Here is a 19,348-nt window from a genome sequence, read left to right as displayed (position 1 = left end):
GGCTGATATGAATCTTCCAATCCGACTTTCCAAGTCCTCTCGCGAACCGATTTATCATCAGATTGAAAATCAGATTAAAGCACTGATCGCAAGTGGACAATTAACAACAGGCGACCCCCTTCCTTCTATTAGACTTTTAGCGAAAGAGCTGGAAATCAGTTCAATCACAATCAGAAGAGCTTATCAAAACCTTGAGTACAGCGGATTCATTCAGACCTCTCAGGGAAAAGGCACGTTTGTCGCAGAGGTGGATCCTGATATGAAAACATCAATGGCCAGCCAGGCAGTTGAAGATGCGATTCTGAAAGCAATTTCTACAGCACGACAGCATGAATTATCAAATAAAGAAATCATCCGCATGGTAGAAACCCTGCTTCAAAAGGAGGATAACCAATGACTTTTCCATTAGTGATCAAAAATCTCGAGAAATCGATTGATGATTTTCATTTGAGCATACCGGATCTTGCCATTGAAGAAGGGACCGTTACGGCAGTTGTCGGAACTAACGGTGCCGGCAAGAGTACCTTCTTCAAAATGATGATGAACCTTGTGAAGCAGGATAACGGAGAAATCGAGGTGTATGGTCATTCAGTCAGAGACGTAGATGACAGCTGGAAGCAGCAAATTGCTTACCAGGCTCAGACGATGATTGGCTGTGATGCTTTTACAGGTGAACAGCTGCGTAACCTGATGGCAGAACTCTATCCTTCATGGGACGAAGCGCTGTTCAGAAGATTCTCCGAAAAACTGAACATTCCGCTGAATAAGAAGGTTCAGAAGCTTTCTCCCGGCGTGAAGACGAAGTTAAACCTTGCATTAAACTTCGGGAAAAACACTTCTATTCTTATGCTAGATGAGCCAACTGCTGCGATGGATATTCCTTCGAGAAACTATTTTATTCAGTTCTTACTCGAGCTGATGGAAAAAGGCGACAGAACCGTTTTGATTGCCTCCCATCAGGCGGATGATATTAAAAAACTGGCTGACTATCTTGTATTTATCAATAAAGGACGGGTGTCACAGCTGCTTGAAAAAGACTCCCTCGCCTCCTCCTACCGCCTGTTCTGGTTAAAGGAAGAGCCGCCAGTAAGTCGGGTCCCGGGAGAAATCAAGCGGACCTATAAGAAAGTTATTTTATCAAACCAGCCTGATGCCACGATGACTTACCTTTCTCAAAACAACCTGGTTATTGTTGATGAACAAATACCTGAGCTGGAAGATATTATCCAGGAAATCTTAATGGAAGGGGAAATGGTCGATGTCTGAGATTGCACTTACCGTCCAAAGCCTTCAAAAGTCATTTAAAGATCAGCAGGTACTTCACGACGTTTCATTTAACGTAAGAAAGGGAGAAATCACTGCCCTTCTCGGTCCAAACGGCGCCGGGAAATCAACGACCATCAGAAGTATTATGGGGATTCTCTATCCGGACCACGGAACAATCAAATTCCACGGTGAGAAGGAAGGTCAGATTCCGAAGCACAAAATTGGCTACCTGCCTGAAGAACGCGGGCTTTATAAAAACGTAAAAATCATGGATATTCTTCTCTACTTTGCAGAGCTCAAGGACTATCCACTCAAAAGAGCAAAGGAACGCGCCTTATCTTACCTGAAGAAGTTTGGTCTTGAAGGAAAAGACAAGGTTTCAATTGAAGAGCTGTCCAAGGGAATGGGACAAAAAGTTCAATTCATTGCTTCTATTATTCACGAGCCGGAGCTGTTGATTTTGGATGAACCATTCTCAGGCCTGGACCCTGTCAGTCAGGAAGTGTTCAAGGAAGAAATCCGGGAACTCGCCAGAAATGGCACTGCGATCCTCCTCTCTGCCCATCAGATGAACCTGGTAGAGGAAATGGCTGATCGTCTGATTATGATTCATAAAGGACGGGAAGTCATCAGTGGGACAATGGATGAAGTAAAAAGGCAGTACGCCAGCTTCAAATGTACAATTCACGGTCAAAATGAAGAGAAGAAACTGCAGGCAATTCCGTTTGTGAACCGGGTTGAACAGCATGACAATGTGTCTGTCCTCTTCCTGGATCAGAACCTGAAAGCAGCGGATTGGATCCGCAAGCTGCCTGCAGACATTCATATCGAGGAATTCAGGCTCGACCGGGTTTCACTTCATGAAATCTTTATTGATGTCGCTTCAGACCGGACACTTGCAGCAGAGGAGGAAGAAAAATATGCGTAACAGCTTAAAAGTCGCCCGCTGGGAATTCAAGCGTAATGTCAAAAATAAGTCGTTTGTGATCTCACTTCTATTAACACCGGTGCTTTTCATCTTATTCGCTACCCTGCCGACGCTATTATCAGGTTCCGGCAGTGATGATGATCCAGTCAATGTCTCCGTATCAGATCCATCAGGTATTTGGGCAGAACAAATTGAACCCTTCGTCACCAGTGCTGATCTGAACTGGGAAACCAGTGTTGTCAACGCCTCCCCTGATGAATGGGAAGCAGGCTTAGAAGAGGATGAAAGTGCAGTGTACCTTGCGCTTGATGAGGCTGCATTGCGTAATGGGCAGGTCACCTATTACACAACAGATGAAACGCCTGACTCATTTGCAGGTGAGGTCCAGCTTCTAGCAGCACCACTGCAGCAGATGAATCTGCAGAATGCAGGATTATCTGATGAACAGATGGCTGCTGTGACCAACGGTGTGCAGTTCAATGCAGAAGAACTGTCAGACTCAGAGCAGGCTACAGCTGATTCAGGACTGAATGAACTGGCACGTATCATTCCAGGTGCATTCGCAGGACTGATTTTATTCTCGATTGTCATGACTGGCATGATGATCTTCCAGAGTGCTTCACAGGAAAAGAAGGAAAAGGTATCTGAGATCGTCCTGTCTTCACTGACGCCAAGTGACCTGATGCAAGGGAAAATTATCGGCTACTTCTGGCTTGGTATGCTACAGGTTGGTGTATGGCTCCTGATTGCATTCCCGTTTGTGATCTGGAGATTCAATGACCTCCCAATCATGGAATATCTGTTTGTACCTGAGCTTGCCCTGCTGATTGTTATTGCGTTAATCGGCTACCTGCTGTTCGCTGCTTTGTTTGTCGGACTTGGTGCAACGATCGAAGATATGAGTTCAACGAGTAACTTCCAGGGCTTAGTGATGATGCTGCCGTTTTCACCAGTCATTCTGATTGGACCTATTCTTTCTGACCCAAACGGAATTGCAGCACAGGTCGGCAGCTATATCCCATTTACCTCCCCTGCTGTTCTGATTATGAGATTATCTCTGCTTGAGGAATGGCCATGGGTTGAAATCGCAATCGGCATAAGCATCCTGATCCTGTCCGTGTGGTTATTCATGAAGCTTGCCGGAAAGATTTTTGAAGTAGGCATCCTGCTGTATGGGAAGAATGCTTCAATGGGTGACATGATGAAGTGGATTCGTTCGTAGTAGATTCAATAGATGACAGTAGAGCTTGGGACAAAGTTGTCTCAAGCTTTACTGTCGTTTCGTTGCGCTTCAGGCGGATGCTAAGGCGAGTAGTATAGTACCCAGTAGCCAAGTTCACTTTGCCTGTGATGCTGTGAGATTGTTCATAATGACTCTCCCCCCTTTACTCATAACCCCTGGCAATCAAGTCTGACGAAACCGGCTTCCTGCCAATCTCCCGCGCCCAGACGGATAACTGACCAATATGATGAACCTCGTGAGTGATCAGGTGCTTGATAACCTTTTCGTATGTAAAAGAGTGAACCTTTCCATTCCTGCTGGTAATCTGAATGCTTCTATTTTCAATTCCATCGTTCCATGTTGAAAGTGCATGCTGTGTGACATCTTTTGTGAAATCCGAATAGACAATAATATCCTCTAAAGTGCTGATCATTTCCCGTGGTTCATAAGTTACTGGATCTTTTATGAGATCTTTCATCCACAGAAGCTCACAGTCTATAATATGAACCAGGTTCTGAAACAGGCTGCCCATTCCACCCTTTCTCTCTGCATGCAGCTCTTCTTCAGGCAAAGACTTACACCACTCAAACCAGTCATCTCGTACCTGCCAATTGTATAAGAATAGATCAATCACATTACCTGCTCCTTTATATAAAAGATTGGTTTCATTTTACCCTACCACAACCGACCATTCATTATAAGGAAATATTTCCACTAAATGTATGATATATTTAAAGAAAGGATATTGACCACAATCGCTCGAAATAGAGTAACGTTATTGTAATTCACTCTATTTTTTAAAAGGAGCATATTCAATGGGATGGAGTATAGCAAACCAGACTGATTTTAGCGGCTATCAAATTGAATTCGCAGTGATTTATACAATTTTCTTTATTGCTTCAATATGGGTTTTCTACGATTCGGATCATTATTTTATGGGATTTAAAAGGCATTTTTTTTGGATACTGACTTTAACGGCAGGTGCGGTTGGAATGATCCTGTATATTATTTTTAGAAGGCTAGAAAAAAACAATTCGACTTTACAATAAAAATTCGGGAGTGAATGACATGATTCTGATCGTTCTGTTTATCTGTGCATTTGGTATCTGGATCTATTTTAAATACGATGTACAATCTATGAATTTATTCAGCCGCGTGATGGCAAAGGGTTGGAACGATGTCATTGAGGAGGAGTCACAATTCCTTCGCTGTTCGCAATGTAATGGTGTGATCAAAAGAGGAGATACGACGCCTTATTGTACGACGTGCAGGAGTTTCACTTAGGAGTTTCAGTCGGTCGCAGGGTCAGCATTTACAAGGAAAGTGAAATGATCATCAGGAGGGTTCAGGATAATACCCATTTAACTAAAAGGAGCGTTTTTAATGAACATTTATCAGGCTGCAATAGAAGATTTGGAAGGTGTATCAGCATTATTTAACCTGTATCGTGAATTTTATCAGCAGTCCCCTGATTTAGAAGGTGCCACTGCTTATGTCGAGCAGCGTCTAAGAAATAAAGATTCGATCATTTTTGTCGCAAAAGAAGACAACAGGTATGTCGGGTTCACTCAACTCTACCCTACCTTCTCATCCATCTCTATGAAAAAAGCCTGGATTCTTAACGACTTATACATAGATGTCTCCGCTAGAAAGCAAGGAGTTGGAGAAATGCTGCTGAATACTGTGAAAGAATACGCAATTGAAACAGGTGCCGTCAGTGTCAGCTTGAGTACAGCACCTGATAATGAGTCGGCACAACGGTTATATGAGAAGAATGGGTATAAAAGAGACACTCAGTTTTATCATTATGAATTAGCTTTGTCTTGAGCTTTGATGAAAGGTACATACAACGGTTATGAGTGAATAGGCAAAACACAGCGGGATAATACAGTTATTATTGTAAAATGGATATATTGTAGAGTGCACTATCACCCGTCAGTGAAGGTGCACATTCATCTTAATATGTTTCTTATACGTTACTTCTTTTTCTTCATTAATCCTCGCACTCGAAGACGTTATGTATTTGATTTTATAGGTCTCTCCAATTTCCTGTTTTAGCCGCTCTGTTAAAGATAAACCAGCATGGTTAAATTGAATTTCTAATTCAATACCATTAGGAACCAGCAAATCTTTATCCCAGTGTATCCACTGGCCGTATATAGCAGCCCTTTTAGAATACAGTACTTAAACAAAGCCTTATACCTATGGCGAAAACACTGAACCATTCGCCAGTCAAATGCTTTACGTTTCATGTCTCATTTTTTCTATAGATCTTTAATCGCTAACATCGAATGATCCTGAATAATGCCAGTATCTACGAATCCACATGAAGCGTATAATGTTTTAGCCTTTATATTACCTGTGCGATAAAAGAGGGTTACATACTCTGCTTCTCCATCTGGCATAGTATCAATATTCATCAACATTTTTTCAAAGGCAAGTTTGCCGTACCCTTTCCCCTGATAACTTTTGTCAATCATGATATGCCAGATGAAATAGCTCTTCTTCCCGTAAAATACTTCACTTTCAAATGATTCGTGATCCAAGGTATCATAAATGTACATTAAAAAACCTATCGCAACTCCCTCGGCATATATACCAAAAGGAGTCGCTGGTATTCCGTCTGTGTTTAACATATGAGCGTCCGCAAAGCTTCTGAGATTATTAGTTGCGATTAAATCTTTCTGATCTTCTCCAACTTCCAGTGCTATTACATCATCAATGTTATCCCCGGTTATTTTTCGTAATTCAATCATTTTTCATCTTCTCTCCTAAGACCAGAATAATGAATCATTCAATCAACAATTGATTCAGCAAATGCGTCTCGTGTATATTTCTCTGGCTCGCGTACAATGTTCACGCTCACTCTTCTTCCGCTAACTCCTTAATCCGCTCCAATGCCTTCGGTAGCCGGATCGCAAACGTCTCTTCCTGTTCTTTTGGAATATCAGTTTTAGTGACTAGAAGTGTTCCACCGTTTTCTTCCGTAAGAGAATAGCTCTCCCTCCCGCCAGTCCACTCCTGATCCCGTTCCTGCTGTCCGCTTTCTTTTGTGTCAGCACGATGCCTGAATAATACATACTCGTGAGGACGCAGCTTCTCTATCAGACTCGTGACCCCATATCCATTTACTGATGAAAGGAACTCGATCTCATTTCCCTCTTTCATGACACCCTTCATATAAGTACCCTCGTCGATGATATCTGCCCAGTCCTGAAATGTTTCATCGTTCCAAAGAATACTCCACACACGCTCTTTTGAAGCATTGATATGGATAGAAAAATGGGTTTCTTTCATGATGTGATCTTCCTTTCTGATTGAGTTTGTCACACGACCAGTCCTCTAATATCCCCATCATTTATATCTGTCACGATAATCTGCCATCCACTCTATATCCACCGGACCATTTGTTACTGAATAATATTCACCTTCATTATATAGGATTAAACGGTTCTCATAGACAGAAGCACCAATAATGTCATTTTTTGTGTAGATGGTGAAAACAAAACGTGATTCTTCGGAAACATCAGTATCCCATTCGGTCATTCTCATTTTTTTCACATCATACTGCTTGAGAAAATCGAACAGTTCCTTCGCAGCTTTAGCATGACTAACTTCCCACTGTACTGAACTTACTTCCGAATCAAGTAACATAACCTCTACATGTTCAGGGCTGTAATCTAATACATTCGTTAAGTTTTTTTCGCGATATTCGTTATAAATCGTTCCCGCTACCAATGCGACAGGAAGCACCATCATAAATGCCAGAGAAAATTTGAACATACGTTTTTCATGCAGATCTTTATCAGCTGTGAATTTCATCAGCTTGTCTGCCAAATATGCCGTTAATGGAATGATAATGATGAGTAATACCAAAACACCTGCGGTAATACCAACATATGAACTCCATAAATGAAATTCTTCACCTAAAAAATATCCAGCGTATAAAAGCAACGAACATATAATGATAAAGTATATCCAGTAGTAACTATTCTTGCTGGTGTACATTGAATCACCTTCTGTTTCTCATGATTGGTTTCCTCTATTCACTTCTATTACTTTTATTCGTTTCCTCAATTTGACGAGTATGGTGACGGAAATGCATGCCGATCAGATCGTACCATTCCTGTGCATTCAACCAACCGAAGCCTCCGTGTTTTATTTTATATTCCCGATTCGATTCAGCAGCCGTTTCCCTTAAAATTTTCATTCTTTCAGAAAGCTCAGTCAGCCTGTTCTGAAGAAATTCTTTGCTATCGATATTACTCGGGGGTGCATTTAATTCATCTGGCAGCTTTATTTTTATTGCGGGAAAGCTGCCTCTTTTAAAAAGTTGTTCTCCAAAATCAGTTTTTCCTGACTTTTGCTTTGTTTTCAATGTTGCACAAGTATCTACCTGATCAAGGTATTCGTGGGCAACCACAATCACATGATCATACACCTGACTAATTGACCAGGCTTCAACAGCTGGAGAATATCTCAATTGCTCAACGGAGTATTTTTCAAGATCGGTTTTATACGTTTCAATCAGTTTTAATTCGTACATATAAACCACTCCTTTTTACCGTCACTATCATAAAATAATTGATGCCCATTCATCTCAGTCAAGTTCCTCTAAATTATATATACATATTTAAAAGTTTTATAACTAACTCTTTTGTAATAGCTCCTGATCAATAAACCGCACCATTTTTTTACTGTTTCGTCTGACCATATCTTACACTTTTGTGTTATTAAAACAACGGAATAACCAGTGCACCGACTAAGATACCAGCTACAAATATCAATCCATACAACAATTTTTTATTCATCTAATCTCACCGCTTCCTTTATATGCTCATGTCACACTCTTCAACCGGTCCATCACTGCTTCCAAATCAACATCCCGCTCCAGATGCTCAGGACGCCACTCAATATATACATCAGGTTCAATACCCCGCCCTGTCTGGTAGTGATCAGGATTCTGATACACCAGCTTCGAAGTGGGATAGCCGAGTGTAAAACCTTCTCCAATATCCAGTGAAGCTACATTGCTGTAGTCGTTGATCCCCATTGTGGGCCGGCCGATAACCGTTACTTTCTCTGACCATTTGCTTGTTTCCACAAATGAATCACCTGAGCTTCCACAGTAGAGATCAGAAAGAATAAATATCTGCTCTGGCTTTCTATGACCACTTAATTTTTCCATAGGCAATACCTTTTCAAAAGGGAATCGCTGAAATCCGCTTCCCCGCTTCTCCTGCCATTGCTCCTCAAAGAATTTCAAAATCTTCCGTGTCTCTTCTTCCTCTACTACCTTAAGCGTTTCTTTTAATTCCTCAAGCTGGCTATGTGCAGTTTTCTCTGTACAATTAAACAGCATTTCCGGACTCATTTCATATGGATCCACTTCTTCAGCTCCAAAGATGAACGGAATGAAAGGATAGTAGCTTGAATCACTCCCACCATAGTTGACCCTCACGTCAAAGATCAGTGCCTTCGCAGCTTGATATGACTCTTCATGCTTTTTAAACAGTGTATACACAGCATCCGGATCCCCAAAATCAGTCAGCTTAATCAGGTGAATACCAGGTCCAATTTCTCTTGAGGAGTATTCAGGGGTATACACCGGCTTTTTCTTTCTATGTATCTCATAAATTGCCCGTTCACCCGAGCTTTTTTCCACCTCAATTTCACCAGCTGAAAGCATGACCGGATTCCAATCCTGCCGCGCTTCTTTTTCCTGATAAAGCTTCCTTGCAAATGTATCAGATGCCTGAGGGATACTTTCCCCATCTACTGAAATGATTTTATCTCCTATTTGAAAACGCGTATCCTTAGACTCAGTGATGTACAGGAACTCACGATATCTTCTCACTCTAAATCCAGCCCACTCGGAAGGACTTCCATTCTGATCAGCAGCAGTAAATGAAACGTGCTTATCCCTGAAATCCAGTAGATAATCATTCACAATCGCTGTAAATGCAGCACGTGATTCCGGATCAGCTGGGTTAAGCGCCTCTACCTGCTCCCTGAACAAATCAGGTTGATCCCACCCTTTTTTATCAAGGAATCCTGAATAGTCATGGTGCATGACATCTGCAATCTCTTCGAACATATTTACATACATAATAATCCCCTTTTCGAATTCAGCTCCAACTTATGTCATACTATTCTTACTATTATAACTGAAATACTTTTTCATTTGAGGGGTTAAATGGAAATCGAATTGATTATACTGTCATCTTCCCTTATACTAAACCTAACTCACAAGAAGGGATGATGGATGGCAGATGATCAACTAGTTCTATTTTACACGTCAAAATGTATACGCATTTTTACGAAAAAATAGGATCAGTCTGCACATATCTATCCCTTTACGATAAAGGCTTATTGATGCATACACACTTATCCTTCCGCATGCTTGCGGGAGGATTTTTTTGAAGAAAATGCGTGTACATTCAACTCATCCATACTGGAGGTTTGATGTATGCCGATTGAATTAAAACATATACACTTTAGCTATGATTTACTGGACCACCCCCTCATTGATGACGTGTCATTCACACTTGATGACACGTGGAGACTCGGCCTTGCAGGTCGTAACGGACGCGGGAAAACAACACTACTCAGGCTCATGATGGGTCAGCTGGAGTATGAAGGAGAGATTGTGACAGATCTCGAGTTTGTCTACTTCCCCCTTCCAATTCAGAATCCTGAAAGCCCTGTCTACACAGCGATTGATGAGGTTATGCCGCTTGAAGTGTGGAAGCTTGAGCGGGAATGCCAGCTGCTTGGTATGGACAAACAGATTGTCTGGGAGCCTTTCTCCCAGCTTTCAGGTGGTGAACAGACACGCGTCATGCTCGCAGCCCTATTCTGTGATGAAAGCCGGTTTGCGCTACTTGATGAGCCTACCAACCACCTTGATCTGCAGGGCCGGGTGCAACTTGCCCATTACCTGTACAAGAAGCAGGGCTATATCGTTGTCAGCCATGACAGGCATTTTTTAGATACAGTTACTGATCATACGCTCGTTATTGAACGTAGTCAGGTGGCAATCTATCATGGAAACTTTTCGACGTATGAAGAACAAAAGGAACGGCAGGATCAGTTCGAGCTGGATCAGAACAAGTCATTAAAATCCGAGATCGCACGAATTGAACAATCTGCAAAAGAGAAAGTTGACTGGGGTCAGCAGCGCGAGAAGCCGTCCGGCAATGATCCTTTTGGAAATGCGATCGCCAAGCGGATGATGAAGCGCGGTAAAGCAATCGAACAGCGTACCAACGCTAAAATCGAAGAAAAGAAAAAGCTGCTTAAAAACATTGAGAAAATTAGTGACTTAACGATCAAATGTGTCAGCAGCCACAGAAATCCTGTGCTGCGGGTAAAGGATTTCACTCTAAGCTATGGTGATGAACCACTATTTGAGCCCATCACCTTTGAACTCCTTCAGGGCGAGCAGGTCGCGATCACCGGGCCAAACGGTTCCGGTAAAACCACCCTGCTCAATTACATGCAAGGCATCACAAAGGATGTGACGAGCAGCGGAGAGATGCTGATTCCTCAAGGTCTGACAGAAAGCATCGTCTCACAGACTGCTTCACACACTGGCACACTGAAGGACTTTTCCGAAAAACATAGAATTGATTACACCTTGTTTCTCAACAACCTTCGAATTCTTGGATTCACTCGGGATGTTTTCAATATATCAATCGAAGAAATGAGTGAAGGCCAGAAGAAGAAAGTCGAGCTCGCCAAATCACTTGGCACTGAAGCGGAATGCTACGTGTGGGACGAGCCGCTTAATTATCTTGACGTCTATAACCAGAAGCAGATTGAAAAAATGATTGGTGATTACCAGCCTACCTTGTTGTTTGTAGAGCATGATCATGTTTTTGTGGAGCATGTGGCGACGAGGATTATTGAATTGAAGTAATTAAACAGGGACGTAAATGCCGGGCCATTTCTTGATTGGCTTGCAACTTTACGTCCCTGTAATTTATTTAGTGTGATGTCAGCGTTTGAAAATCCCTATCCAGAATCATATTCAAGACTGGGCATTGATGAAAAACACTGCTCTCAGGGAAGCAGCTCCTAGTCATTCAAAACTTCATTGTGCCTTCTCTCTGTCTGTCCTGAAAGTTATGGACTGGAGAGAATTTCTTATCGTTTATATCCAATTCGCTCACTTCCTTACTGATCCTGGTAGGAACGAGTAGTCCTACCAGGCCGATTACAGCGAATAAGATAAAGCTGAAGGGATAAGAGATGCCATCGATGGTTACGCCTGCTACAAATGAACCGATCGATTGACCTGCCCCTAGAAATAAGAACGAGAGACCAACGCCCATTGACGGGAAGTTCGTGAAGATCCGCGTTGCCCAAACGATAAATATCCCTGTCATAAAGATATATGTGATCCCAAAAAAGATAGCAGAACCGTAAATGGCAACACCAGTTGGTATCGTAATAATTGCAAGAGCAATCATCATAAACGTAACCGTCAGGCGATAGGATAAACCAAGACCAAATTTATTGATAAAACCTCCTGCAGCTGCTCCACCCATTCCTGCAGCCCCCATCAAAATCCAAAAAACCACACTTTCAACATCACTCATTGTATGAACATCAGTTAGATAGCTTCTTGAAAATGTCCAGAATATTGAAGAACTGATTCCTGTAATAAATGATGCTAAAAGCAGGAACTTCGCTTTCTTTATAGAAGGAATCCACTTTGGCTGCTCTATCCCGTCAGTTTGAGAAGACTTGGACGGTATCTTTCTTGTATTCCAAATAGTCACAACGAAAGCAATCACTGCGAAAAGAATAAATGAAAATCTCCAGTGCTCTGTAAAGAAAAGAGCGATCGGTCCAGAAACAATCAGACCAAAGCTTGTTCCGCTATTCATCCATGTGTTCCCTCTGTCTTTGTCTTTATCCTTTAAGGAGTTTCCTGCAACTTGAGCATATGCCGGTGAAGCCCACCCGCTGCCAAGTCCTGCAATAAACGTACTCAACGCCAGAATAGGAAAATTGGGGGAAAACGCTATTCCCGACAAGCCCAATATTGCACTCCATCCAGCGAATTGTATAACGCGTACTTGACCCCATTTCTGAATGAAATAGGAGGAAGTGATTAAAGCTAACGTATAAGAAGCATAGGCTGTTGAGCCAATAAAACCTGCATTATTCTCCGAAAGACCTAACGTCTTAGATATATCAGGCAGAAACAGCCCAAAGCTGAATCGGGCAAACGCAAAAGTGACGCCAATCATTGCTAAACCAGGTAATACAAATTTCCACATAATTAAAATTCACTCCTTTTTAGATAGAACGATCATTATATTTTTAAGCAAAAATGAAAGTAAGCTGATATGAATTCAGCTTACTCTTAAAAAGCTTTTTTTATTAGATTGTAAAGCTCATCTGCCGCCGCTTCCAAACCGACTACTTCCGCAAATGACGTAGCTCCCTCAAACAGCAAAGCTAACTGGGTGGCCTCCTTTTGAGCGAAACCATGCTTCTGCAAGAATGAAATAATTGACTTTTTATGTCCAATCGCCTGATTAACTATTTCTTCATTTTCAAAAGCATACTCCTCCTTTGCTCTTAAAAACATACATCCATTCGTTGATTCAGTACCAAGCCACTTAATATGTGATTGACCCAACCCAAGCGCAAAAGATGTTTTATCATTCGTATTTCCCTCTTCTACAGCTGGATTTAAAAATGAAAAATAACGCTTTTCACGGGCAGACAGCACTTCTAAAATTAAATCTTCTTTCGAATCGAAGTGATTATACAACGTCATCAAAGCAACGCCAGCCTCACTTACTACTCGCTTAAGCCCAACTCCGTGAAATCCATTCTCATAAAACAATGCATCTGCACATTCCAACAAATCCTGCTTTTTCTTACTCATACACACCAACCTTAGATAGAATGATCATTATAAAATTAACATAAAAAATGATGAAGAGCAAGCCATCCCTTTTGATTGGAAGTCGTTCAGATTGAAAGAATGATTCGTTACTGCTATAGTTCACCTCAAATATAACATCAGAGAGGCTGAGTTCCTCCTGTTTATTATCAGACGTATTCAGATGCTACCGAGATTACTTTTAAACCTAAGATCATTTAATAGAGAGAAGGATGTTTCCAATGAAATTAAGTGTACTTGATCAAGCGCCTGTGACGAAGGGCAATACAGCAGTTGATGCACTCAGAAAATCCGAGGAGCTGGCCATATTGGCTGATGAACTCGGCTACCATCGCATGTGGATGGCAGAACACCACGGATTAGAATCTCACGTCAGCTCTGCACCTGAAATCACTGCAGCAAGACTTGCATCAAAAACAGAAAATATCAGAATTGGCACCGGCGGCGTGATGATGATGCATTACTCACCATTAAAACTGGCTGAAGTCTTCAAGACACTGAGTGCATTTTCACCCGGCAGAATCGACTTCGGCGTCGGCAGAGCACCTGGTGGTGACAGCGGTGCCATGTATGCACTATCAGAGGGACGAAGACCTTTACTCGATAACATGTATGAAAAGTTTAAAATTGCCATGCAGCTGATCAATGATGAGGTCCCTGAAGGCAAATTACATGGCTCAACGCCTGCAGTACCTGGTCATGTCACATTACCGGAAGCCTGGATGCTCGGATCAAGCGGAAATAGCGCGGTGGAAACAGCGAAGTTGGGTGCCGGGTATTCATTTGCACAGTTCTTTAATGGCCAGTTGAGCACAGAAATCCTCGAAGCTTATCGATACCACTTCAGGCCTTCAGCACTGATGGAAAAGCCTGAGATCAATGTGTGCTATATGGTCACAGCAGCGGAAACGAAAGAAGAAGCAGAATACGAAGCACTGCCGCAGGACATTGCCGGTCTATGGCTTTCTCAGGGTAAAATCGCTCAGCCGCTCACGCCGGAGGAGGCAAAAGACTACCCACTGACAGAAATGGATAAAATCAAGATCCAGCATCGCCGTCCGCTTCATATCGTCGGTGCAGCCAAAGATGTGGCCGACAAACTGAAAGCAGAGCAGGAAAAGTACGGTTTTGATGAAGCCATGATCGTCAGCATCCCCCATTCCCAGGAAGCACGATTGAATGTTTATAGATTGCTTGCAAAAGAGTTATTGTAAAGCAATGCGAATAAAACGCTGGAGCAGATTTTGCTTCAGCGTTTTATTTATTCAGGTTTATATTTAACATTATGTTATAGAATTTTGAAACAATCGTTAGTAGAAGGACGTATTATAGATATAAAGGAATTTCTTGCCACCTGTAATGATGACAATATCGACTCTGCCAATCCCATTCAAGCAAGCGGTGTCGATCGTACAGTCGTCAGAAGGTACTGGAATAAAGAATAGAAGGGAGTTTTTTGATGGAGCGTCAGGAAGTCATCCGGCTCGAACATGTAACGAAAAGATTTGGAGATAAGCTCGTTTTGGAGGATATTGACCTCTCCGTATATGAAGGGGATATTATCGGATATATCGGACCGAACGGCGCAGGGAAAAGTACGACGGTAAAAATGATGCTCGGTCTTGTGGATGGATACGAGGGCAATATTTTTATCTTCGGAGAAAACCTGAAAAATCAGGATCATACATATAAAAGAAGGATTGGATACGTCCCGGAAAATGCGGAACTCTATGATTCACTGACTGCTCAGGAATACCTCGCATTTATTGCAGGACTTTATGGACTTGAAGAGGGATCAGCCCGTGTGAAAGCGCATCGGTTGATGATGAAGTTTGAGATTGATCACGCCATGCATGCGAGATTGTCCTCTTTTTCTAAAGGAATGCGGCAAAAGGTGCTCATTATATCAAGCCTGCTGCACAATCCGAATGTCTTATTTCTCGATGAACCACTGAGCGGACTGGATGCGAACAGTATGCTGATCGTGAGGGAGATTCTGGCCCAACTGTCAGCACAGGGAAAAACGATTTTTTACTCTTCTCATATCATGGACATTGTCGAAAAGATCAGCAACCGGATTGTGTTGATTTCAGGTGGTCATATTGCCGCTGACGGGACCTTTGATGAGCTGAAGGAGCAGAATCAGAAAGGGTCCCTTCAGGATATATTCAATAGTCTTACCGGCTTTAGTCAGCATAAGGAAATTGCAGAGGATTTCGTTGCCATCGTTCAGGAGGAACCGGCATGAACAATTTCGCCACGCTGAGACTGCTTGATCGTTTCGCTCCTTTGTTCAGACGCGCGGGTATCGATTATCCGATGCTCCGGCTGATTCTCGGCATGAAACTGACGATGGATACAAGAAGAGTGCCCACGGTCTTTGCGCAGTCGAAGGTGAAGGAAGGAAAAAACTACTTTATCCGCTCGCTGTGGATCTATGCGCTATATGGACTTGCGGTGATTCCGTTTTTGTTTATTGATGACTATTTCTTTCAGCTGAGCATTATTTTCGGCATTCTGATGTTTATTTTAATGACCTCAATGGTCTCTGATTTTTCATCTGTTCTGCTTGATGTCAGAGACCGCAATATGATGATGACAAAGCCGGTGGATCAACGTACGATCAGCACGGCCAAAATGCTTCATATTACACTTTATATGTCTTTGTTAACGATTGCGACGACAGGCATTCCATTATTTGTCTCACTCTATGTGAATGGTTTCGGATTTTTCCTGCTATTTCTTGCAGAACTGATCCTGCTGAATTTTCTCATTCTAATGATGACCGCACTCGTTTACTTTGCCATTCTGCAATTTTTCGATGGGGAAAAGTTAAAAAATGTGATTAATTTCATGCAAATTGCTTTAACACTTGGCATCATTCTTGGTTACCAGCTAGTCGCGCGCTCTTTTCAATTTACAAGCCTCGACGTGACCTTTACCCCGTCCTGGTGGCAGCTTTTCACCCCGCCTGTCTGGTTTGGTGCACTGCACGAAGCGCTTTTGACTGGTGAGCGGAGTTTATTTGTCCTCCTGCTGGCGGCATTAGCTGTGATTGTCCCTGTGATTGCCATGATTCTTTATGTCAAAATGATTCCGGCCTTCGAATCCTCTCTGCATAAACTCTCTACGGTTGAACAAGGGAAAGAAAAGCGGACAAACCGTTTGAAGCAGATCTTTCTTCGCTTCATAGCACCTAATCAAGAGGAGCGAAATTTTATGAACTTCTCTTTTGCAATGATGAAGAATGAACGTGAATTCAAGCTGAAGGTATACCCTCAGGTGGGCTTTACATTTGTGATTCCGTTTCTGTTTATGTTTACGACAAGTGAAAATGGATCTTTTGAAGCGCTTAGAGAGGGCAGCTCCTATTATTTGTTTTATTTTACCCTGCTTGTGATTCCGACGGTTATTTCGATGGTGAAATACTCAGGGGCATATAAAGGGTCCTGGATTTATGCGGCAATGCCTTTAAAAGACCGCATGTTAATTGACAGAGGATTAACGAAAAGTGTACTGGTGATGTTCTATCTGCCGGCTATGCTGATTTTAACACCTGTTTTCATCTGGATTTTCTCCGGGAGAATCTGGCTGGACCTTGTCGTGATCATTGCGACTGCCATTCTTTATGCTGCGATCTGCACACTCGCACTAAACGGAAAAAGCCTGCCGTTCAGCCAGCCTTTTTCAGTTGCGCAGCATCAGGAAGGCATCAAGGCATTTGTTATGATGCTGGTGATCGGAGGCTTCTGCCTGATCCACGTCCTGTTCAATAATTGGGCATTTGGTCTTGAGATTTATGCCGTTATTCTGTTGATCGCTATCCTGATTGTGTGGACACTTGGGTTCAGAAAGATCCGATTTGACACATGAGTAAATGACCCTGTGCCAGAAGCAAATCCCACACAACTCATTCAGATGATCTAAACAAGTAAGGTTGTGTGGGATTTGTGTTCAACACAGGGTTAATCGTGATTTTTTAACGGTCAGATTTCTTTTTATCTATCAGCAGTCCAACTATTAGCCCCAGTAATATATTTGTTATTAAAATCGGGTTTACCGGATCCACACTGTTCATCAGAATAAATGTTAAAACTCCTGCTACAAGTGCAAATAAAATAGCATTTAAAGACATAATACCCTCCCATTAACTCAAAGTTCGAATTTCATATTTTTTACCGTACAGGCTTTGTTAAAGTTTAGTTTTGATATGATCAAATGCCTCTGAGATAGAAACATAGGAATCATCATGTAATTAATCGTTTACCACTAGATCATAACCATCCAAAACATACTTTTCTTTAAACCCCACAGATTTGTATAAATTGACTGCCGCTGTATTTTCACCTGATACACATATCGTGATTTCATCAATACTTGGGTACGAGAAGAGCTTCTTCAAAGCATCGGTTAAAAGTACTTTCCCAACTCCTTGACCTCTAAATTCCGTTGAAACGGCAATATACTCAATGTTTCCTTCTTTATGTTCAGGGTTCGCTTCTATGTATACATAACCTTTAATTTCTGACTCATTTCCTTTTATCACCATTAGATGATGATTTCTATTCAGTCTATTTAGTATAGAATCAGCATTGTAATAGGTTTTTGGAAAAACCTCATTATGTAAAGCAGCGAATGAATCATAGAACGCTTCGTCTATTGCTTTTGAAGAACTGATGGATTCATCAGTAAATGTACTTCTTGCTATATTCAGAACCTGATCTGCGCCTGAGTATTGAGCGTGATTTTGCATTGCAAATTCTTTGGCAAATGAGTTATCTTGATTGATAAAAAAGGAGCAGGACTTAATCTGTTGAGGTATCGTAAGAAGAATTTTATTCCATAATGCTTGTGCAACATCCAGATTTTCATCCGTGACAAACGGTCCCCATATATCCGCGTATCCCCCGTCCAAATCTACATCCAATCCAATCGCACCAACGATATCAGATTGATCATATGCAACTAAAAACGAATCTTCTAATGCTAAATCAGAAAAATCATTCATTAAAGAATCGTATATTTCTTCATGATGCTCTCCGCAAAATCCTATATGGCTTCTATTTTTTGTATTCATTTTTTCAAGATAAATAGAAACTTCTTTTATATCTTTTGGTGAAATGATTTTTATGTTCATAGTAATCTCCTCTTTTGGTTATATAAACAAGTAAAAAGCTATGAAAATTGTGTGTGTCACAAGATCAATATTGATCAAGCTCAAAATGTTCACTAAGCGAGCATGTCCGCCCTTCCTGATCCCATTTATGATATTCTTCAAAAACTGCCTGAATATCGTGTTTGAAACGGACTTCCACCAGATGTTTTACGTACAGATAACTTCTCCAATAATCGAACATAATGCTTGATAAACTGGATGTGTATGAGCCGCTGCCAAACTCGTCAATAGAGCGGTGACCGTATTCTCCAGTAAACGCGTCTACTAACTCTTCCTCAACCGCTGTAATCTCATCACATTCCTTCTCAGTTAAAAGGAACTTTCTTGGCAAATATTCGCACATGCCTTCCTCGAACCAAATGCTATCTTCACGTTCATCGTCAAAATCATCGAGAAATAAATCAGAGTGATGCGTTAACTCATGACCCAGGATTTGCAGGATGTGATTCTCTGAGAGTTCTTCGTAAAAACGTTCAATATGGGGAACGTCTTTCCCGTCTAACTGCTGCACGAAAAGCTTTCTCCAGGCTGCTAAGTCAGGTGTTATGTATATCGTATTTTTGTTCGTAAACGCTGGGATAGCAATATCAGAAAATATAGTGGTGGCCGCTTCTGCTGACGTCCATACAATTCCTTTTGGCTGATTGATTAATAAGTACTCTTTTTCCAATATGTGTTGATACTCCTCCAGCCGCTTGCTGAAACGCTGGATGAGATCCTTGTGAATTTCATATTCCTTGATGTCTTCAAAAGCATAGATGTGTTTCATCATGAACAACCTTTCTTATTAAATGTTTCCCAATCAGTCGACAAAGCACTCAAGGAGGTAAA

At 41.7% G+C, this 19,348-nt stretch carries 23 protein-coding genes; 11 read left to right on the top strand and 12 right to left on the bottom strand.

Translation table 11 applies throughout. The annotated features are described in order from the left end of the window. Positions 1 to 7 precede the first annotated feature (7 nt). From E2626_RS14475 to E2626_RS14460, 4 genes are read left to right on the top strand one after another with little or no spacing between them, the layout of a single operon-like run. Positions 8 to 397 (top strand): GntR family transcriptional regulator, encoded by a 390-nt coding sequence (locus E2626_RS14475; protein WP_134382500.1) that lies wholly within the window; start codon positions 8 to 10, stop codon positions 395 to 397. Further along, positions 394 to 1,266 carry an ATP-binding cassette domain-containing protein gene (locus E2626_RS14470; protein ID WP_134382499.1) on the top strand — a complete coding sequence of 291 codons (873 nt, stop codon included), beginning with the start codon at positions 394 to 396 and terminating at the stop codon, positions 1,264 to 1,266. Before E2626_RS14475 ends, E2626_RS14470 begins: the two co-directional genes overlap by 4 nt. Further along, positions 1,259 to 2,194, top strand: coding sequence for an ABC transporter ATP-binding protein (locus tag E2626_RS14465; RefSeq protein ID WP_134382498.1), 936 nt, complete (start codon positions 1,259 to 1,261; stop codon positions 2,192 to 2,194). Before E2626_RS14470 ends, E2626_RS14465 begins: the two co-directional genes overlap by 8 nt. Next, a complete protein-coding gene (locus E2626_RS14460; RefSeq protein WP_134382497.1) occupies positions 2,187 to 3,416 on the top strand; it encodes an ABC transporter permease in 1,230 nt (409 codons plus the stop codon). Before E2626_RS14465 ends, E2626_RS14460 begins: the two co-directional genes overlap by 8 nt. A 163-nt stretch (positions 3,417 to 3,579) precedes the next feature. Here the strand turns inward: E2626_RS14460 and E2626_RS14455 are convergent, their stop codons facing one another. Then, a complete protein-coding gene (locus E2626_RS14455; RefSeq protein WP_134382496.1) occupies positions 3,580 to 4,050 on the bottom strand; it encodes a DinB family protein in 471 nt (156 codons plus the stop codon). A 181-nt stretch (positions 4,051 to 4,231) separates the two neighbouring features. Here E2626_RS14455 and E2626_RS14450 point away from each other — a divergent pair, with 181 nt between their 5' ends. The 3 genes from E2626_RS14450 (at position 4,232) to E2626_RS14440 (ending at position 5,243) form a co-directional block, all read left to right on the top strand. Beyond that, positions 4,232 to 4,465, top strand: coding sequence for a hypothetical protein (locus E2626_RS14450; protein WP_134382495.1), 234 nt, complete (start codon positions 4,232 to 4,234; stop codon positions 4,463 to 4,465). A 19-nt stretch (positions 4,466 to 4,484) separates the two neighbouring features. Continuing rightward, on the top strand, positions 4,485 to 4,700 hold the full coding sequence (locus tag E2626_RS14445) for a hypothetical protein (RefSeq protein WP_134382494.1): 216 nt from the start codon (positions 4,485 to 4,487) through the stop codon (positions 4,698 to 4,700). Between the two features lie 99 nt (positions 4,701 to 4,799). Next, positions 4,800 to 5,243 (top strand): GNAT family N-acetyltransferase, encoded by a 444-nt coding sequence (locus tag E2626_RS14440; RefSeq protein WP_134382493.1) that lies wholly within the window; start codon positions 4,800 to 4,802, stop codon positions 5,241 to 5,243. Between the two features lie 108 nt (positions 5,244 to 5,351). Here the strand turns inward: E2626_RS14440 and E2626_RS14435 are convergent, their stop codons facing one another. The 6 genes from E2626_RS14435 to E2626_RS14410 all read right to left on the bottom strand — a co-directional run bounded on the left by E2626_RS14435 (position 5,352) and on the right by E2626_RS14410 (position 9,525). Beyond that, the gene (locus E2626_RS14435; RefSeq protein WP_134382492.1) at positions 5,352 to 5,543 is read right to left on the bottom strand and encodes a hypothetical protein; all 192 of its coding nucleotides are present in this window, start codon (positions 5,541 to 5,543) and stop codon (positions 5,352 to 5,354) included. A 137-nt stretch (positions 5,544 to 5,680) separates the two neighbouring features. Then, positions 5,681 to 6,172: a GNAT family N-acetyltransferase gene (locus E2626_RS14430; RefSeq protein WP_134382491.1), complete on the bottom strand. Its 492-nt coding sequence runs from the start codon at positions 6,170 to 6,172 to the stop codon at positions 5,681 to 5,683. Positions 6,173 to 6,278: 106 nt separating this feature from the next. Further along, positions 6,279 to 6,746: an SRPBCC domain-containing protein gene (locus E2626_RS14425; protein ID WP_166786839.1), complete on the bottom strand. Its 468-nt coding sequence runs from the start codon at positions 6,744 to 6,746 to the stop codon at positions 6,279 to 6,281. 24 nt (positions 6,747 to 6,770) lie between these two features. Next, positions 6,771 to 7,424: a hypothetical protein gene (locus E2626_RS14420; protein ID WP_134382489.1), complete on the bottom strand. Its 654-nt coding sequence runs from the start codon at positions 7,422 to 7,424 to the stop codon at positions 6,771 to 6,773. Between the two features lie 34 nt (positions 7,425 to 7,458). Beyond that, complete coding sequence (locus E2626_RS14415; RefSeq protein ID WP_134382488.1) at positions 7,459 to 7,962, bottom strand: DinB family protein; 504 nt, start codon at positions 7,960 to 7,962, stop codon at positions 7,459 to 7,461. 291 nt (positions 7,963 to 8,253) lie between these two features. Beyond that, positions 8,254 to 9,525 (bottom strand): S41 family peptidase, encoded by a 1,272-nt coding sequence (locus E2626_RS14410; RefSeq protein WP_134382487.1) that lies wholly within the window; start codon positions 9,523 to 9,525, stop codon positions 8,254 to 8,256. A 360-nt stretch (positions 9,526 to 9,885) separates the two neighbouring features. On the opposite strand from E2626_RS14410, the gene abc-f reads away from it, so the two are divergent. Beyond that, positions 9,886 to 11,337 carry a ribosomal protection-like ABC-F family protein gene (gene abc-f / locus E2626_RS14405; RefSeq protein WP_134382486.1) on the top strand — a complete coding sequence of 484 codons (1,452 nt, stop codon included), beginning with the start codon at positions 9,886 to 9,888 and terminating at the stop codon, positions 11,335 to 11,337. Positions 11,338 to 11,503: 166 nt separating this feature from the next. Here the strand turns inward: abc-f and E2626_RS14400 are convergent, their stop codons facing one another. Both E2626_RS14400 and E2626_RS14395 read right to left on the bottom strand, forming a co-directional pair. Continuing rightward, complete coding sequence (locus tag E2626_RS14400; RefSeq protein WP_134382485.1) at positions 11,504 to 12,706, bottom strand: MFS transporter; 1,203 nt, start codon at positions 12,704 to 12,706, stop codon at positions 11,504 to 11,506. 86 nt (positions 12,707 to 12,792) lie between these two features. Beyond that, the gene (locus E2626_RS14395; RefSeq protein WP_134382484.1) at positions 12,793 to 13,323 is read right to left on the bottom strand and encodes a TetR/AcrR family transcriptional regulator; all 531 of its coding nucleotides are present in this window, start codon (positions 13,321 to 13,323) and stop codon (positions 12,793 to 12,795) included. A 239-nt stretch (positions 13,324 to 13,562) separates the two neighbouring features. Between E2626_RS14395 and E2626_RS14390 the strand changes: the two genes are divergently transcribed. The 3 genes from E2626_RS14390 (at position 13,563) to E2626_RS14380 (ending at position 17,214) form a co-directional block, all read left to right on the top strand. Further along, positions 13,563 to 14,555, top strand: coding sequence for an LLM class flavin-dependent oxidoreductase (locus E2626_RS14390; protein ID WP_134382483.1), 993 nt, complete (start codon positions 13,563 to 13,565; stop codon positions 14,553 to 14,555). A gap of 245 nt (positions 14,556 to 14,800) precedes the next feature. After that, positions 14,801 to 15,589 carry an ABC transporter ATP-binding protein gene (locus tag E2626_RS14385; RefSeq protein ID WP_134382482.1) on the top strand — a complete coding sequence of 263 codons (789 nt, stop codon included), beginning with the start codon at positions 14,801 to 14,803 and terminating at the stop codon, positions 15,587 to 15,589. After that, complete coding sequence (locus tag E2626_RS14380; protein WP_134382481.1) at positions 15,586 to 17,214, top strand: hypothetical protein; 1,629 nt, start codon at positions 15,586 to 15,588, stop codon at positions 17,212 to 17,214. Before E2626_RS14385 ends, E2626_RS14380 begins: the two co-directional genes overlap by 4 nt. A gap of 106 nt (positions 17,215 to 17,320) precedes the next feature. Here the strand turns inward: E2626_RS14380 and E2626_RS17265 are convergent, their stop codons facing one another. From E2626_RS17265 to E2626_RS14370, 3 genes are all read right to left on the bottom strand, one after another. Continuing rightward, positions 17,321 to 17,476, bottom strand: coding sequence for a hypothetical protein (locus E2626_RS17265; RefSeq protein ID WP_166786838.1), 156 nt, complete (start codon positions 17,474 to 17,476; stop codon positions 17,321 to 17,323). Between the two features lie 120 nt (positions 17,477 to 17,596). Continuing rightward, positions 17,597 to 18,478 carry a GNAT family N-acetyltransferase gene (locus E2626_RS14375; RefSeq protein ID WP_134382480.1) on the bottom strand — a complete coding sequence of 294 codons (882 nt, stop codon included), beginning with the start codon at positions 18,476 to 18,478 and terminating at the stop codon, positions 17,597 to 17,599. Between the two features lie 64 nt (positions 18,479 to 18,542). Continuing rightward, positions 18,543 to 19,286, bottom strand: a complete 744-nt coding sequence (locus E2626_RS14370) for a hypothetical protein (protein ID WP_134382479.1) — start codon at positions 19,284 to 19,286, stop codon at positions 18,543 to 18,545. Between the last annotated feature and the right edge of the window lie 62 nt (positions 19,287 to 19,348).

This window comes from Jeotgalibacillus salarius, from assembly GCF_004405125.1.
GTDB classification, from domain to species: Bacteria; Bacillota; Bacilli; order Bacillales; family Jeotgalibacillaceae; genus Jeotgalibacillus; species Jeotgalibacillus salarius.
This window is presented reverse-complemented; position numbering and strand designations above follow the sequence as displayed.

What these genes read in the sequence shown, in the direction of transcription:
- E2626_RS14475 (WP_134382500.1), top strand. Translation starts at nt 8, where the DNA reads ATGAATCTTCCAATCCGACTTTCCAAGTCCTCTCGCGAACCGATTTAT.
- E2626_RS14470 (WP_134382499.1), top strand. Translation starts at nt 394, where the DNA reads ATGACTTTTCCATTAGTGATCAAAAATCTCGAGAAATCGATTGATGAT.
- E2626_RS14465 (WP_134382498.1), top strand. Translation starts at nt 1,259, where the DNA reads ATGTCTGAGATTGCACTTACCGTCCAAAGCCTTCAAAAGTCATTTAAA.
- E2626_RS14460 (WP_134382497.1), top strand. Translation starts at nt 2,187, where the DNA reads ATGCGTAACAGCTTAAAAGTCGCCCGCTGGGAATTCAAGCGTAATGTC.
- E2626_RS14450 (WP_134382495.1), top strand. Translation starts at nt 4,232, where the DNA reads ATGGGATGGAGTATAGCAAACCAGACTGATTTTAGCGGCTATCAAATT.
- E2626_RS14445 (WP_134382494.1), top strand. Translation starts at nt 4,485, where the DNA reads ATGATTCTGATCGTTCTGTTTATCTGTGCATTTGGTATCTGGATCTAT.
- E2626_RS14440 (WP_134382493.1), top strand. Translation starts at nt 4,800, where the DNA reads ATGAACATTTATCAGGCTGCAATAGAAGATTTGGAAGGTGTATCAGCA.
- E2626_RS14430 (WP_134382491.1), bottom strand. Translation starts at nt 6,172, where the DNA reads ATGATTGAATTACGAAAAATAACCGGGGATAACATTGATGATGTAATA.
- E2626_RS14420 (WP_134382489.1), bottom strand. Translation starts at nt 7,424, where the DNA reads ATGTACACCAGCAAGAATAGTTACTACTGGATATACTTTATCATTATA.
- E2626_RS14415 (WP_134382488.1), bottom strand. Translation starts at nt 7,962, where the DNA reads ATGTACGAATTAAAACTGATTGAAACGTATAAAACCGATCTTGAAAAA.
- E2626_RS14410 (WP_134382487.1), bottom strand. Translation starts at nt 9,525, where the DNA reads ATGTATGTAAATATGTTCGAAGAGATTGCAGATGTCATGCACCATGAC.
- abc-f (WP_134382486.1), top strand. Translation starts at nt 9,886, where the DNA reads ATGCCGATTGAATTAAAACATATACACTTTAGCTATGATTTACTGGAC.
- E2626_RS14400 (WP_134382485.1), bottom strand. Translation starts at nt 12,706, where the DNA reads ATGTGGAAATTTGTATTACCTGGTTTAGCAATGATTGGCGTCACTTTT.
- E2626_RS14395 (WP_134382484.1), bottom strand. Translation starts at nt 13,323, where the DNA reads ATGAGTAAGAAAAAGCAGGATTTGTTGGAATGTGCAGATGCATTGTTT.
- E2626_RS14390 (WP_134382483.1), top strand. Translation starts at nt 13,563, where the DNA reads ATGAAATTAAGTGTACTTGATCAAGCGCCTGTGACGAAGGGCAATACA.
- E2626_RS14385 (WP_134382482.1), top strand. Translation starts at nt 14,801, where the DNA reads ATGGAGCGTCAGGAAGTCATCCGGCTCGAACATGTAACGAAAAGATTT.
- E2626_RS14380 (WP_134382481.1), top strand. Translation starts at nt 15,586, where the DNA reads ATGAACAATTTCGCCACGCTGAGACTGCTTGATCGTTTCGCTCCTTTG.
- E2626_RS17265 (WP_166786838.1), bottom strand. Translation starts at nt 17,476, where the DNA reads ATGTCTTTAAATGCTATTTTATTTGCACTTGTAGCAGGAGTTTTAACA.
- E2626_RS14375 (WP_134382480.1), bottom strand. Translation starts at nt 18,478, where the DNA reads ATGAACATAAAAATCATTTCACCAAAAGATATAAAAGAAGTTTCTATT.
- E2626_RS14370 (WP_134382479.1), bottom strand. Translation starts at nt 19,286, where the DNA reads ATGAAACACATCTATGCTTTTGAAGACATCAAGGAATATGAAATTCAC.